We start from the raw sequence: 16,546 nt of genomic DNA, 5'->3' as shown, positions 1-16,546 counted from the left end.
TTGAAATGGTTTGTGTCCGGATGGACGTGCTGTCCACCCCCATCCACCACACCAAGAGTCAACGCTGCAACGAGGGGGACACCGCGTGCGCGATGTGGCATTCGTATACTCGGGCGTCGGCGCCCACTGGCCCGATATGGCGCGCCCGCTGGCGCGACGCGATGCCGGATTCCGCCGTCGTCTCGAACAGGTGGACGCGGCGTTTGCGCCGTACTCCGATCTTCGTCTGACCGGCCTTTTGCTCGGCGACGGCAAGGCCGACTGGGACGACACCACGCTCAGTTACCCGGCCACGTTTGCCATCCAGCTTGCCCTGACCGACTATCTGTCTGCCCACGGCGTACGCCCGGCCATGGTGCTGGGTCATAGCGCCGGCGAAGTGGCGGCGGCGGTCGCGGCCGATGCGCTGACGCTCGATGACGCAGCCCGGCTGGTGAGCGCCCACTGTGAGCTGATGCGGGCAACGCCGCCTGGGCGGATGCTCCATGTGGCGCTCGACGCCGAAGCGGTGGCCGCACGGCTGCGCGACTGTCGCGGGCTCGAACTTGCCGCCATCAACGGCCCCGGTGCCAGTGTGGTCGCAGGCGACGACGACGCGCTGATGCCGCTGCTGGCGCGGCTTGAGCACGAAGGCGTGTCGCACCGGCTGCTCAGTGTCAGTCTGCCTTTTCACAGCGCGGCGGTCGAAGCAGGCCTGCCCGACTTCATGGCGCAACTGACGGCGCTGCGACCGCGCGCCAGTGCCGTACCGTTTCTGTCTTCGTGTGAGGCCACAGTCCTGCCGGGCCAGACGCTCGATGGCGGCTACTGGGCGCGGCATATCCGCCAGCCCATCCGTTTCGTCGAAGCGGCCACGCTGCTTGGCCGGCTGCGTCCCGGCTGTGTGATCGAAGTCGGCCCGCACCCGGTGCTTGCTCAGCACATTGCCAATCTGTTCGGTGCCCAACGGCTGCTGCTGCCGGTTCTGCCCACTCTGCACCGCGAAGAGGGCGTGGCATTGCTCGACGACACGCTGGCCACCCTGGCCGAGCGTCCTGCTGCCGTGTCCGACTCGCACCACGCCTCCCCCGACACCCCAACGCCCGACACGGCCGCGCTGACAGCCACGCTCGAAACCGCGTTGGCCGAAACGGTGGGCCGGCCCGTGCCGCTGGCAGAGGCGCTGGAGACCAGCTGGGGAGAGCTTGGCCTCAGCTCGGTCCAGACCGTGGCCCTGACCCGGGCGCTGGCCGCACGGCTGGGCCGGGTACTGCCGGCCACGCTGGCCTATCGCTGCCCGACGCCCGCCTTGTTGCTTGCTGAGCTGGCCGCCGTGAAACCGACCGCCACGGTGGCGACGCCCAGGGAATCGACCGGCGACGCCCCGGTGGCGATTGTCGGCATGGCCTGCCGCTTTCCCGGTGGCGCCAACGATCCTGCCGCGTACTGGGCGCTGCTCGAATCGGGCCGCGACCCGATTGGACCGATTCCACCCGAGCGCTGGGACGCTGCGGCCTGGTATCACCCCGACCGGGCGGCGCCTGGCAAGAGCGTCAGCCGTTGGGGCGGCTTTATCGAAGGGCAGGATCTGCGTGACTTCGACGCCCGTCTATTCCGTCTGACCCCCAAAGAAGCCAGCGCGCTCGATCCACAGCAGCGCCTGCTGCTCGAAGTGTGCTGGGAAGCCCTGGAAAACGCCGGCTTTCCGCCCTTGTCGCTCAAGGGGCGGCGAGTGGCGGTCTATGCCGGGCTCAGTACCGACGATTACAAGACGGCCACGCTCTACGGCAACGATCTGGCCACGCTCGACCCCTACAGCGCCGCTGGCGCGATGGACTGCACCGCCGCCGGCCGCTTGTCCTACTTCTTCGGCTGGCAGGGCGCCAATATGGCGGTGGATACCGCCTGCTCGTCCTCGCTGGTGGCGCTCCATCTGGCCGTCCAGGCGCTGCGCCAGGGCGAATGCGAGCTGGCGGTGGTGGCCGGGGTCAATGCGCTGCTGACGCCGCATCTGTATGTCTATTTCTCCAAGGCCGGCATTCTGTCGCCGACCGGCCGCTGCCATACCTTCTCCGATCAGGCCGACGGCTATGTACGGGCCGAAGGCTGTGCCGTACTGATCCTGGAGCGCGAAAGCGATGCCGCGGCGGGCGGCCGGCGGGTACGGGCCCGGATTGCCGCCACGGCCCTCAATCAGGATGGGGCGAGCACCGGCTTCAGCGCGCCCAATGGCGCGGCGCAGTCGCGGGTGATCGAGGAGGCGTGGCAGCGCGCGGCTTGCCGGGCTGCCGATATTGACTATCTCGAAGCCCATGGCACCGGCACGCCGATTGGCGATCCGATTGAGCTCGAAGCGCTGGCGGAAGTGCTGCAACGCGATGGTTCGCGCCAGACGCCGCTGCCCATCGGCTCGGTCAAATCGCAGATCGGTCATCTGGAGGCCGCAGCCGGTATCGCCTCGCTATGCAAGGTGGTGCTGGCGATGGAGGCGGGCCGGATACCGGCCAGTCTCCATGCCGAACCGCCAAGCAGCCGGGTCGATTGGTCGACGCTGCCGCTTGAGGTGGTGACCGGCCTGCGGCCCTGGCCGGCGCGGCAGGGCCGGCGGGTGGCGGCGGTCAGCTCGTTTGGCTTCAGCGGTACCAATTCCCATGTGGTGGTCGAGGTGCCGGACCAGCCGATGCCCGTGCTGGCGCCGCCCGAGCGGCCCCTGCTGCTGGTGCTGTCGGCCCCGACCAGCGAAGCGCTGACGGCGCTGGCCGGACGCTATGCCGCTGCCTTGGCGCACACCGACCGTGCGGCCGCGGCCGATCTGCTGTTCAGCAGCCATGGCAGTCGGCAGTCGTTTGCCGAGCGTTTGAGCGTCTGGGGCGATGAGCCGGCTGCGCTGGCGACGGCGCTGACCGATCCGGCCAGTCCGTATCGCCGGACGGGCCAGGGAGAGGCGGCCGGGCTGTGTTTCCTGTTTACCGGCCAGGGCTGCCAGTACCCGGGCATGGCCCGCCAGTTGTACGACAGCGAACCGGTGTTCCGGCGCAGCCTCGATCTGGCCGAGTCGCTGCTACAGGCCGATGGCCACCCGGGCGTGCTGGCCGGTCTGCTCGACGCGTCGAGCGACGCGGCGGCCCTGGCGCAGACCGATCGGGCGCAACTGGCGATCTTCTGCTTTGAGGCGGCGCTGGCCGAGCTGTGGCGCCACTGGGGCATCGAGCCCGACGCCGTGGTGGGGCACAGCATCGGCGAATTTGCCGCGGCCGTATCTGCCGGGGTGCTGGAATTTGCCGATGCGCTGTGGCTGGTCCGTCAGCGTGGCGAACTGATGGCGGCCTTGCCCGAAGGCGGGGCGATGGCCGCGCTGCCGCTCGATGCCGCAAGCGCCGAAGCGGCCATCGCGCCCTATGGCGGACGGCTGGCGCTGGCGGCTTTCAATGGTCCGCAGCGTGTCGTGGTGTCGGGCGAAACGGATGCGCTGGAGGAATTGTTAGCCGGGCTGGGCCCGGTTGGCCGGCAAGCACGCCGCCTGCAGGTGTCGCATGCCTTCCACAGTCCGCTGATGAGTGCGGCGGCCGAGGCATTTGCCCAGTGCTGTGCGGAAGTTGACTATCAACCGGCGTGCTGCCACTGGATTTCCAGCGTCGACGGCGAGGACTACCTCGGCCGAGTGCTCGACCCGGGCTATTTCGCCCGCCAGATCGTGGCCCCGGTCCGTTTCGATGCGGCGCTGGGCCGGCTCGGCCAGACGCCTGGCTACAGCTATGTCGAGATCGGCCCGGCGGCGGTATTGAGCGCCTTGGGGCTTGAGCGTCCGGCCGCGCCACCGTCTCCTGACAACGCCTGGCTTGCCTCGGTCCGACGCGGCAAGGCCGCCGCCGACACGCTGGCCGAAGTGCTGGCGACGCTGGCGGCGCGTGGTCATCGCGTTGACTGGCCCCGCTATGCCGGCCCCGGCCGACGCCGGGTCGATCTGCCGCCTTATCCCTTCCAGCGTAAACGTCACTGGCGCGAGCCGGTGCTGCCTGGAGGAAGGCTCGATGCCGACGCGATCTACCGACGCATCGACCACTACGCCGAGCGGCGCTTTCTCGATCTCCTCCGCAACCATTACGACGTCCTGCGCGAGCCCGGCCGGCCCGAATCGCGCGCGGCGCTGGCAGCCCGGGTCGATCCGGCGCGGCTGGGCGTGCTGGACGGTGGCCTGGCCGTACTGGCCAGGGCTGGCTTGATTGCGCTCGATGCCAGCTCGCTTACGCTGTTGCCGGCGGGCAGCGGTCATGACGCTGGTTCGCTGGCGACGGAGCGGGCGGCGCTGCTGGGCCGCCACCCACGCATGGCCGGCACGCTCGATCTGATCGATGCCTGCCTCGATGCCTATCCGGCCATTCTGGCCGGTCGTCTGCATCCGACCGAAGTGCTGTTCCCCGGTGGCGAGATGAGCCGGGTAGCGGCCTGCTATGCCGACAACGAGGTACAGGACAGCTACAACCGCCGTGTGGCCGATGTGGTGGCGGCACGGCTGGCCGGCCACCCGCGCCGCGAGCGTCTGCGCATTCTCGAAGTCGGCACCGGTACCGGCAGCACCACGGCGGCGGTGCGGGCCAGCCTGCCGGCCGACTGGCATGGCCGCTATCTCTGTACCGATATCAGCCGGGGTTTCTTCCCTTATTTGCAGGCCCGGCTTGGTCAGGACGCGACGCTTGAGTTCGCCCTGTTCGATCTGGAGCAGCCGGCAGCCGGGCAGGGCCTGGTGGCGGGCGAGTTCGATCTGATCATCGCCAACAACGTGCTCCATGCCACGGCCGATATCGTGGCCTGCCTCAATAACCTCAGGCCGCTGCTGGCGGCCGACGGCTGTCTGGTGCTCCATGAGCAGGTGCAGCCGCATGGTTTTGTCCATCTGGTATTTGGCATCGCACCGGGCTGGCATCGTGCCGTCGACCGGTTCCGCCGGCTGCCCGATTCGCCGCTGCTCGATCTGGCCCACTGGCACGAAGCGCTGGTCGAGGCCGGTTTCCGGGTCGAGCCGGTGCGTGATGAGGCAAGCGGCCAGGCTGTGCTGCTGGCGATGCCCGATCCTGTTTCGTCTTCCCTTTCTTCTATTGCCCAGGAGGCGTTTTCCATGGCCGATCCGGCTTCCCTCGCATCCTCTCTTTCGCTGGTGGTCGGGCTGATTGCCCAGCTCACGGGTCTTGCCGCCGACGAGGTCGATGCCGACCTGTCGCTGCTCGAACTTGGGCTGGACTCACTGATGCTGGTGCAACTGGGGTCGCAGCTCGAAAGGCAGCATGGGCTGCATGCCACCCTGGCCGAGTTCTACGAGGGACTGGAAACCGCCCGCAAGATCGCCGGCCGGCTGGCCGAAACCGCACCGGCGGCCGCAGCGGTCGCGCCGCCGCTACAGCGGGCCGCGCCGCCTGCCACGGCTGCCGTGCCGGCTCCCGTGCTCCATGCCGCGCCCGCAGCGGCCCCGGTTATGCAGCCCGCCGCCGTGCCGCTCGACGGTTCGCTGCAAGGTGTGCTGGCGCTCCAGCTCGATGCAATGAGCCGGCTGATGCAGCAGCAGCTCAGTCTGCTTGGCCACAGCGCCCAGCCGGTCGTGCTGCAGGCGGCACCTGCCGTGCAGCCGGCCGTGGCCGTCCAGGCACTGCAGGCACCCGTGGTCCAGCCGACCGAGGCCGAGCGGCCGGCCGTGCCGAATTTCCGCTCGCTCAAGCTCGATGAGGACACGCTGGACCAGCGGCAGCGCCGTTTCGTCACTGAACTGGTCGAGCGCTATACGGCCCGCACCCCGGGCTCGCGCCGGCTGGCCCAGGACCATCGCCGTGTGCTGGCCGACTGGAAGAACACGTTGAGTTTCCGCTACAGCCTCAAGGAAATGATGTATCCGATCGCCTCCGATCGAACCGAGGGCTCGCGTCTGATCGATGTCGATGGCAACGAGTACATCGATATCACCATGGGCTGCGGCATCGGCTTGTTGGGCCACTCGCCGGCCAGTGTGGTCGAGGCGGTGCAGGCGCAGGCGGCCAGGAGCTTTGCCATCGGCCCGCAGACACCGCTGGCGGCCGAGGTGGCGGCCCAGGTCAGCCGGCTGACCGGGATGGAGCGGGTGACGTTCTGCAATACCGGCGCCGAAGCGGTGATGATGGCCGTGCGTCTGGCGCGTGCCGTGACGGGCCGGCGCAAGATCGTGGTGTTCAGCGGTGCCTATCACGGTACCTGGGACGGGGTGCTCGGCGTCGAGCATGAAGGCCGGGTGTTCCCGACCGGTGCCGGGATTCCCCCGGGAATGGTCGAGGACCTGTTGATCGTCAACTACGGCACCGAGGAAGGGCTGGAGCAGGTCAGGACGCATGCCCATGAACTGGCGGCCGTGCTGGTCGAGCCGGTGCAGTCGCGCCGGCCCGGTTTCCAGCCGCGCGCCTTCTTGCAGTCGCTGCGCGAGATCACCGCCAAGAGCGGCACGGCGCTGATCTTCGACGAGATGATCACCGGCTTTCGCATCGCCGCCGGCGGTGCCCAGGAAGCGTTCGGCATCCGCGCCGATATGGCCACCTACGGCAAGATCGTCGGCGGCGGCCTGCCGCTGAGCATCGTGGCCGGCTCGGCCCGTTTCCTCGATGCCGTCGATGGCGGCGATTGGCGCTATGGCGACGATTCGCGCCCCGAGCACGAGGTAATCTATTTCGGCGGCACCTACGTCAAGCATCCGCTGTCGCTGGCAGCGGCCCGCGCCGGTCTTGCCTTGATCGAATCCTCGCCCACGCTCTATCGCGACCTCAACGAGCGTACCCGCCGAATGGCCGAGCGGCTCAACAGCTTCTTTGCCGCCGAGTCGGTGCCGATCACCCTCAACCATTTCGGCTCGCTGTTCCGCTTCGATGGCAACGGCCGTTATGCCGCGCTGTTCCAGCCGATCGAGATGGATTTGTTCGCGCTGCTGCTCAATTTGCAGGGCGTCTATATCTGGGAGCGGCGTATCTGCTTCCTGTCGGTGGCCCATAGCGATGCCGATGTCGAACGCATCATCACGGCAGTCGAACAGGCCGTGGCGCAGTTGCGGGCGGGCGGCTTTGCCTTCCGCAGCCCCGACGGCCCGCCGCCGCGCAAACGTTCGGGTCCGGCCAGTCCGGCCCAGCGGCGCCTGTTTGCCCTGAACCAGCTCGAAGGCGCCAATACCGCCTACAACGTGCCGCTGGCGATTGCGCTCCATGGTCCGCTCGATGTGGCGGCGCTCGAAGCGGCCTTGCAGGGGGTGTTCCGCCGTCATGATGCACTGCGGACCCGCTTCTTCCTCGACGAGCAGGGCGTGCGGCAGGAAGTGGTGGCAGAAGCCGGCTTGACCCTCGAACGTGCCTCGATCGAGCCGGCGGCGCTGACGGCGCGGCTGCGCGAATTCATGCGACCGTTCGAGCTGGGGCAGGCGCCGCTGTTTCGGGCCGTCTTGTTTGAACTGGGCCGCGAGCACCATGTGCTGGCGATGGATGCCCACCATATCGTGGTCGATGGTCTGTCGCTCAATCTGATCGCCACCGAGCTGATGGCCCTGTATCAGGGCAAGTCGCTGCCCCGGCCGCTGGTGCAGGCACTCGATCAGAGCGAGACGGCGGCGCCTTCGCCGGCCGGTGCCGACTATTGGCGGCGACAGTTCGCCAGCCTGCCCGAGCTGCTGGCGCTGCCGACCGACTTTCCGCGTCCGGCACGGCGCAGCCAGCGCGGTGACGACTGCTATGCGACGCTCGACGCCGCCACGACCGCCCGGCTGCGTGAAGCGGCACGGCAGCAGCGCCTGCCGTTGTTCCCGGTATTGCTGGCGGCCTGGAGCCTGCTGTTGCAGAAGATGAGCGGTCAGGACGAGGTGGTGGTCGGCGTGCCGGTCGGCGGGCGCAGCGACGAGCGCTTTGCCGGCACTGTCGGCATGTTCGCCCAGACCCTGCCGCTACGGCTTGCCGGCACGGTACAGAGCTTTGTCGAGCATGCCCGGCAGTGCCATCGGGTGTTTCTCGGGGCGCTGGAGCACCAGGACTATCCGCTCGAGGAACTGCTGCGCGCGCTTGAGCTGCAACGCGATCTGTCGCGCAATCCGCTGTTCGACGTGATGTTCATCATGGAAAACGGCGAGGACCGGGTATACCGGCTGCCGGGGCTGCGCTGCGAGACGCTGACGGTCTCGCGCGGCGCGGCGATGTTCGACCTCAGCATGGAAGCCGTCGAGGCAGAAGGCGGCCTGCAACTGCGCTGCGAATACGCCACCGATCTGTTCCGGGCCGAGACGGCCCGGCGTCATCTCGACCTCTATCTCGATCTGCTGCGCGCCTTGCCCGAGCGGCTGGGTTCGCTGACCACCGAGCTGCCCTTTCTCAGTGACGTCGGTCGTGCCCGTCAACTGAGCTGGGGACGCGGTCCCGATTGGACCGCTGCGCCGGCCACCGCCTGTGCCGGTATCGTGGCTCAGGTCGCCGAGCGCGGCGCGGCGATCGCCCTGGTGCAGGGGGAGACGCAACTCAGCTATCGCGAACTGCTTGGCCGCGCCAACCAGCTTGCCCATACCCTGCGCCGGCGGGTGGCATTACAGGCCAATGACCGGGTGGCGCTGTTATGTGAACGGACGCCCGATCTGCTGATCGGCCTGCTGGCCATTCTGCAAGCCGGCGCGGCCTATGTGCCGATCGACCCCGATTTCCCGCCCGAGCGCATCGCCGCCATGCTCGAAGACAGCGGCGCCAGGATGGTGCTGGGCGACGCCGCGGCACTCGGCCGTGCCGTATTGCCTGAGATGCTGCCCGTGCAGCGGATCGACCGGCCCGATGCCGGCGCCTCCGACGAGTCGCCCGTGACCGGCATCGGTCCCGATGATCTGGCCTATGTGATCTTCACTTCCGGCTCGACCGGCCGCCCCAAGGGCGTGATGGTGCGCCATCGCAATGCGGCAGCCTTCTTCGGTCAGCTCGGCACGAGCTTCGGCTTTGCCGCCGGCCACCGGATGCTGGCGCTGACCACCGTGTCCTTCGATATTGCCGCGCTGGAACTGCTGGGCACGCTGTGGCACGGCATGACGGTGGTGCTGGCCAGCAGCCGGGAGGCGCGCGATCCGGCCACCGTGCTGGCGCTGCTTGGTGAGCAGCAGATCGACACCCTGCAACTGACGCCGACCCGGCTGGCACCGCTGCTCGCGCTCGATGGCGACGGCCAGCTCGATCGGCTCGAAACCCTGCTGGTCGGCGGCGAAGCGCTGAGTCCAGCGCTGGCGGCGCGGCTCGCCACCCGGCCGGGTCGCAGCTTTGGCGTCTATGGTCCGACCGAAACCACCATCTGGTCGAGCGCCTGTCTGCTCGATGCGGCAAGCCCCTGTCTGGGCCGGGCACTGCCGGGCCAGCAACTGTTCGTGCTCGACCGCGACGGCGAATTGCTGCCCGAAGGCGCGATCGGTGAGATTGCCATCGGTGGCGTCGGCGTGTCGGCGGGCTATCTGGGCCAGCCTGAGCTGACCGATGGCCGTTTTGTCTATCGGCCGGCGCTGGCAGAAGGTCCGCTCTATCTGACCGGCGACCTGGGCCGCTGGGGCGCCGACGGCAGGCTTTATTACGTCGGCCGCAACGATGACCAGATCAAGCTACGCGGCACCCGGATCGAACCGGGCGAGATCGAGGCTGCGCTACGCCATCATCCCGAAGTGGCCGAGGCGGCCGTGACGCTGCGGCACGACAGCACGGGCGAGGCGCTACTGGTGGCTTATCTGGTATTGCGCGGTGGAATGGCGAACGGGCTTGATGAAGCCACCTGGCGCCACTGGCTGGCCGGCAAGCTGCCAGAGACCATGGTGCCGGCCCGTTTTGTCGCGCTGGAGCGGCTGCCGCAGACCCCCAACGGCAAGCTCGACCGCCGTGCGCTGCCCGAACCCGCACCACGGCGTGCGGCAGAGGGCGCCCGGCGTGTGCCGGCCACTGCGGCCGAAGCGGCGGTATTGCAGGCGTTCTCGGAGGTACTGGGTGTCGAGGCCGGGCTTGACGACGATTATTTCGTGCTGGGTGGCGACTCGATCCGGGCCTTGCGTCTGGTAGCCAGGCTCCATGGCGCCGGCTTTGCGCTGAGCCTTGACCAGATCTTCTCGCACCCGCAGGCGGAAGCGCTGGCGCGGCAACTGACCCCGCTGCGCCAGACGGCGACGGCCGAGCCGACCAATCCGGCCGGGCTTGCCGCTGACGAGCTGGCCGATCTGTTCCGGTAAGCGAGCGGCCATGTTCAGCCAAGCAGAAGTCAAACAGGTCTACGCCCTGACGCCGATGCAGCAGGGCCTGCTTCACCACGCCGCCAGCGTCGATGGCTCGGCCGCCTACCATGAGCAACTGCTGCTGCGCTTTGTCGGTCGGCTCGATATCGCCGCGATGCGGGCCGCCTGGCAGGCCGTGCTCGATCGCCACGAAGCCCTGCGCGGCCGTTTTGTCTACGATCGGGTGTCGCGGCCGGTCCAGGTGGTGCCCTGGCACGAAACGCTGGTCTGGCGCAGTCTGCCCGAGGTGGTCGAGGCCGAGGCGGTGCTGCGGATCGACCGGGCCCAGCCGTTTGCGCTCGAACGCGAACATCCGTGGCGAATCACCGAATTCCACGACCCGGCCGGACAGCACTGCCTGCTGTGGAGCTTTCACCATATCCTGCTCGACGGCTGGAGCATCGGCCTCGTGCTCGACGAGGTGCTGACCCACTATCGGGCCGGCGGGGTGGCTGAGCTTCCGCCAGCGCCGTCTTACGAGACCTTCCAGCGCTGGCTGCTCAGTCAGGACGCCGATGCCGCCCGCCATTTCTGGCGTGAACGGCTGGCCGGCTGCGAGCCCGATGCGCTGTTGGGCGGCTGTCTGTTGCCGCCCGAGCCGGCTGGCGGCGCCAGCCCGCTTGAATATGTGCTGCGGCTGCCGGCCACGCTGGCCGTCCAGCTGACCGAACTGGCCCGCTCGCGCGGCGCCGCGCTGCAACATGCGCTGCTGGCGGCCTGGGCCGTGGTGGCCGGGTCGCTGGCGCAGCGCAATGACCTGTTGCTTCCCACGGTGGTGGCGGGCCGTCCGGCCGAACTGCCCGACAGCGACCGGCTGGTCGGTCTGCTGATCAATACCTTGCCGCTGCGGCTGCGCTGGCAAGCGACCACTTCCTGGCTGGAACTGCTCGATATGGCGCGCGAGCAGAGCTTTGCCGCGCTGCCGCATCAGCATCTGCCGCTCGGAGAAGCCCTGGCGCTCGCCGGGGCGCGGATCGACCATGTGTTTATCGTCCAGTACGCCGACCAGGGGCGATTGACCGGTCCGCTGACGCCGGAACTCGCCCTGCGCGAGGTGGCATTTTATGAACACACTCCCTATCCGCTCGAAGTCGTGCTGACACCGGGCAGCGAGGCATTGACCCTGACGCTGCGCAGCGGCGACGGCAAAGTGGCTCCCCATGCGCTCGAAGCGCTGGCTGAAGCCTATCGGCTGGTGCTGGAACAGGTGGCGCGCCAACCCGGGCGCAGCGTGAGTGAACTGACGCTGATCGACGCGGAGACGCGGACCCGGCTGCTGATGCGCGGTCAGGGACCGCTGTGGTTCGAGCCGCCGGCGCTGGCTCAGTCGGGCTGGCTCGACCACGCCCGCCACGACCCGGCCCGTGCGGCCTTGCAGCAGGGCGGTATCACGCTGAGCTACGGCGAACTGCTGGCCCGGGTCGAAGGACTGGCTGCTGCGCTGCGGCAGCGGGTCGAGCTGAATCGGGGCGACCGGGTGGCGGTGCTGTGCGAGCGCACGCCCGAACTGGTGGTGGCCCTGTTGGCCGTGCTCCAGGCCGGGGCGGCCTATGTGCCGGTCGATCCGGATTTCCCGCCACAGCGGATCGAACAGATGCTGGGCGACAGCGGCTGCCGCCTGGTGCTGGGCAGCGAGACGACCCTGGCCGGGCTGGCCGGACATTGGCCGACGCTGCGGGTGGACGCTGCGCTGTCCGCGCCGCCACTTGCCACGACGGTGACGCCCGATGACCCGGCCTATGTGATCTTCACTTCCGGCTCGACTGGCCGCCCCAAGGGCGTGGTGGTGCGCCACCGCAACGCCGCTGCCTTCTTCGGTGCGCTGGGGCAGTTGTTCGGCTTTGCGCCGGGACGGCGGCTATTGGCCGTCACCACGGTGTCGTTCGATATTGCGGCGCTCGAACTGATCGGCGCGCTCTGGTACGGCATGACGGTGGTGCTCGCCGATGCCGCCCAGGCGCGCGACCCGCTGCGTCTGGCCGAGTTGATCGAGGCGCAGGCGGTCGATGTGCTGCAATCGACCCCGACCCGTTTCAAGCTGCTGTTCGAGAGCGGTGCCGAGGCGGCGCTGGCCCGTCTGTCCACGGTGCTGGTCGGCGGCGAGGCGCTGACACCGGCGCTGGCGGCACGGCTGCGTGAACTGCCGGCGCGGGTCTTCAATGTCTATGGCCCGACCGAGACCACGATCTGGTCAAGCCAGGCCGAACTCGATGCCGGCCCGGTCCATCTGGGCCGCGCCTTTCCGGGCGAACAGCTGCTGGTGCTCGACCAGGCCGGCCGGCTTCAGCTCGACGGCACCGTGGGCGAACTGGCGATTGCCGGGATCGGCGTCAGCGCCGCTTATCTCGATCAGCCCGAAGTCAGTGCGCGCCGCTTTATCGAGCGGCCTGAGCTGGCGGCCGGCCCGATCTATCTGACCGGCGATCTGGCCGGCTGGGACGGCGCCGGTCGGCTGCGTTATCTGGGGCGGCGCGACGATCAGGTCAAGATTCGCGGCGTGCGCATCGAGCCCGGCGAGATCGAGGCGGCGCTGCGCCGCTTTGCCGAGCTGCGCGATGCGGTGGTCGGCGTGGCCGATCTGGGCCGGGGCGAGCCTGAACTGATTGCCTATCTGGTGCCGCGTCCCGGTGCCCCGGCCATCACGGCCGAGGAAGGGCGGCGGCGGCTGGCGAGTTGGCTGCCCGATGCGCTGATTCCGAGCCACTGGCTCAGCCTGGACGAACTGCCGCAGACCCCCAACAACAAGCTCGACCGTCGCGCCTTGCCGCTGCCTGCTTCGATCCGCACCGAGCGAATCGAAGCGTCGGCGGACCCGACCGAAGCCGCCATCGTGGCGGCGTTTGCCGAGGTCTTGCAGCGGCCACTGGGTGTCGATGACGACTTCTTTGCGCTGGGCGGGCACAGCCTGCTGGCGATGCGGGCCATCGGCCGGATCAACCGTGCCCTGCGTGCCTCGCTGCGGCTGGCCGATCTTTACCAGGCGCGCGACGCCCGCGCGCTGGCGCGTCGGGTGGCGGCAGCGCCACTGGACGCGGCCATCGCCCATGCGCCGGAGTCGGCCGATCATCCGCTGTCGCTGCAACAGGAATCGCTCTGGGTACTCGACCAGCTGGTGCCCGGTTACGCCGGCTATAACGTGCCGGGCGCTTACCGGGTCGATCCGGGGCTCGATGCCGACCGGCTGGAGCGCGCCTGGACGGCGCTGGTGGCGCGGCATGAATCGCTGCGCACGGTATTTGACGGCAGTGGCGGCACGCCCCGGCAGCGGGTGCTCGGCAGCATGCCCTGCCAGGTCGAACGGCAGCGGGTCGAGCAGCCCGGAGCCGTGCCGGCGCTGCTGAGCGAGATCACCACCCGGCCGTTCGATCTGGCGCATGGGCCGCTGTTCCGGCTGGCGCTGATCGAGGTGGGCGGCGCCGACCCGCACGCGGTGCTGGCGCTGGTGACCCACCATATCATCAGCGACGGCTGGTCCGATGCACTGCTGGTCCGCGATCTGGCGCTGGCCTATCGCGGCGAGGCGCTGCCGCCAGCGCCGGTCTGGCGTTACCGCGACTTTGCCCACTGGCAGCGTCAGCGCGTGGCCGTCTGGCGCGAACTCGACCATGCCGGCTTCTGGCGTCGCCATCTCGCCGATCTGCCCAGCCTGTCACTGCCGCTCGATCTGCCGCGTCGGCCGCAACGCCAGCGGCGCGGGGCGCGCAGCGACTGGTCGGCTCCGGCCGTGCTGGCCGAGCGCTGGCAGGCGGCCCTGTCGGGCGGCGACCGTTTTGCCGCGGCGGTCGCCGCGACGGTCGCGGTGCTCCATCTGGCCAGTGGCCAGACCGATATCGTGCTCGGCACACCGGTATCGGGCCGCGACCGGCCCGAATGGCAGGACCAGGTCGGCCTTCATCTCAACCTGCTGCCGCTGCGGCTGCGCTTTACGGCCCAGACGAGTCTGGCGGCCCTGCGCGAGTCGGCCCAGCACGAGATCGAGACCGTGTTGGCCCATGCCGAGTATCCGTTTGCCTGCCTGGTCGAGTCGCTGGGCCTGGCGGCCGCGCCCGGCCGTCATCCGGTGTTCGACGCCATGCTGATCCTGCATCAGCAGCCGCTGCCGCTGCCGTGTTTCGACGGCGCACTGACCACCGCCTACCCGGGCCAGTCCTGGTCGAGCCGCTTCGATGTCGATTTCGAGCTATGGAGCGATCCCTCCGGGCTATACGGTTTTCTCGAATACGACAGCGGTCTGTTCGAGCCGACCAGCGCGGCCCGTCTGCTCGAACATTGGGAAGCGGCCTTGCAGGCGCTGGTGGAAGAACCGGCCCTGTCGCTGGCCGAGCTGGCGCGCCGCCTGCGCGGCGATGCCGCGCCGCGCGATACCGCTGCGATCCTGGCCGCCAGTCTGGCACTCGACGAGGAGTTCTGAATCATGTGCGGCATTGCAGGCATCGTTTCGCTCGACCGTCGCCGTGCGGTCGAGGCCGGGTTGGTCGAGCAGATGCGCGACGCCCTGATCCATCGTGGCCCCGACGACCGCGGACTGCACGTCGCCGGCCCAGCCGGGCTGGGCTTTCGCCGGCTGGCCATCGTTGACCCGCGCCCCGAAGGCAATCAGCCCCACTTCAGCGCCGACGGCCGCTATGTCTCGGTCTGCAACGGTGAAATCTTCAACCATCGCGACCTGCGCCAGGAACTCGAAGCGCGCGGGCATCGCTTCGTGTCGCGCTGCGATGTCGAGGTGCTGCCCCATCTGTATGAGGAATACGCCGAAGGGGCAGTGGACCGGCTCAACGGCCAGTTCGCCTGGGCGCTCTATGACCGCGCCGCCCACCGCCTGCTGCTGGCGCGCGATCCGGTCGGCATCTGCCCGCTCTACTACACGGTGGCCGAGGGCCAGTTGCTGTTTGCCTCGGAAATCAAGGCGCTGCTTGCCCATCCGCATGTGATACGGGTCGTCGATCCGACCGGGCTCGATCAATGTCTGACCTTTCCCGGCCTGATCAGCCCGACCACCATGTTCCAGGGCATCCGCTCGTTGCCGGCGGGGCATCTGCTGATACTGGAGGACGGCCGGATCGAGACACGCGCCTATTGGGATCTCGACTATCCCGAACAAGCCGCCCGCGAGGCGCCGGCGGACTGGGAAGAACAGCTCGACCACTGCCTGCGCCAGGCGGTGGCGCGCCGGCTCGAAGCCGATGTCGAGGTGGGCTTCTATCTGAGCGGGGGGCTCGATTCCTCGCTGATCGCCGGCCTGATCCACCGCCTGCGGCCCGCTGAAGCGTGGCATTCGTTCTCCATCGTGTTCGACGATGCCCGCATCGACGAGCGTCGTTACCAGCGCATGGTCAGCGACCGGCTGGGCAGCCGTCACCATGAGATTGCGTTTGCGCCCACCGATATCGAGCGCCGGCTGCGGGCGGTGATCCGCCATGCCGAGTCGCCGTTGCGCGAGAGCTATGACACCTGCTCGCACGCCCTGGCCGAAGGGGTGCGAGCGGCGGGCTGCAAGGTGGTGCTGTCCGGGGAAGGAGCCGACGAGCTGTTCGCCGGCTACGTCGGCTATCGGCTCGATGCCTTGCGCGGCGACCGTCTCGACGAGGGTCTGCTCGATGGCGACGGCTGGGCCGAGCGTCAGCTGCGCGAGAAGCTGTGGGGCGATGGCGAGTTTTTCTATGAGCGCGATTACCACGCTTTCCACGACACCCTGGCCGCGCTCTATGCCCCTGATCTGGCGGCGCGCCATGCCGAGTTCGCCGCCACCCGCACGGCGCCCGTGCCGCATGAACGGCTGCGGCGGCGCCATCCGATCCACCGCCGCTCCTATGTCGATTTCAAGCTGCGAATCGCCGACCATCTGCTGACCGACCATGGCGACCGGATGACCTTCGCCCATAGCGTCGAGGGCCGCTATCCCTTTCTCGATCGCGATCTGATCGATCTGGTGCGGCGGCTGCCGCCCGATCTGCTGATCGGCGACGGCCGCGAGAAATACCCGCTGCGCACCGTGGCACGGCGCTATGTGCCGCCTGCCATCATCGAGCGCGAGAAATTCGCCTTTGTGGCGCCGGGCAGTCCCGCGCTCCTGGCCGGCGGGGCCGAGTGGATCGCCGATCTGCTGGCGCCCGAGCGCATCCGCCGTCAGGGCTATTTCAACGCGGCCACGGTCGAGCGTCTGCGTCAGGCGTATCTGCGGCCCGGTTTCAGCGTCAACCAGACCTTCGATGTCGATCTGCTGATGGTGGTGCTGACCTTCCAGATCTTCCTTGAGGAATTCGACATGCCGGCGCGGAGCTGAGCGCCCGCCAAGGCAGG

General features: G+C 68.7%; 3 protein-coding genes. All 3 read left to right on the top strand.

Annotated elements, in window-relative coordinates:
* Positions 1-94 precede the first annotated feature (94 nt).
* Genes ACFOW7_RS07060 through asnB form a run of 3 tightly spaced genes read left to right on the top strand, consistent with a single transcriptional unit; the run spans position 95 to position 16,529 of the window.
* Positions 95-10,204 (top strand): amino acid adenylation domain-containing protein, encoded by a 10,110-nt coding sequence (locus ACFOW7_RS07060; RefSeq protein ID WP_378162522.1) that lies wholly within the window; start codon positions 95-97, stop codon positions 10,202-10,204.
* Positions 10,205-10,214: 10 nt separating this feature from the next.
* Positions 10,215-14,657 (top strand): amino acid adenylation domain-containing protein, encoded by a 4,443-nt coding sequence (locus tag ACFOW7_RS07055; RefSeq protein ID WP_378162520.1) that lies wholly within the window; start codon positions 10,215-10,217, stop codon positions 14,655-14,657.
* A gap of 3 nt (positions 14,658-14,660) precedes the next feature.
* Entirely contained in the window at positions 14,661-16,529 is a 1,869-nt protein-coding gene (asnB, locus tag ACFOW7_RS07050) for an asparagine synthase (glutamine-hydrolyzing) (protein WP_378162518.1), read from the top strand.
* Positions 16,530-16,546: the final 17 nt, after the last annotated feature.

This window comes from Chitinimonas lacunae (genome assembly GCF_042650885.1).
GTDB lineage: Bacteria > Pseudomonadota > Gammaproteobacteria > Burkholderiales > Chitinimonadaceae > Chitinimonas_A > Chitinimonas_A lacunae.
Note: the sequence above shows the minus strand (reverse complement) of the source record. Positions and strands in the feature narration are given on the sequence as shown.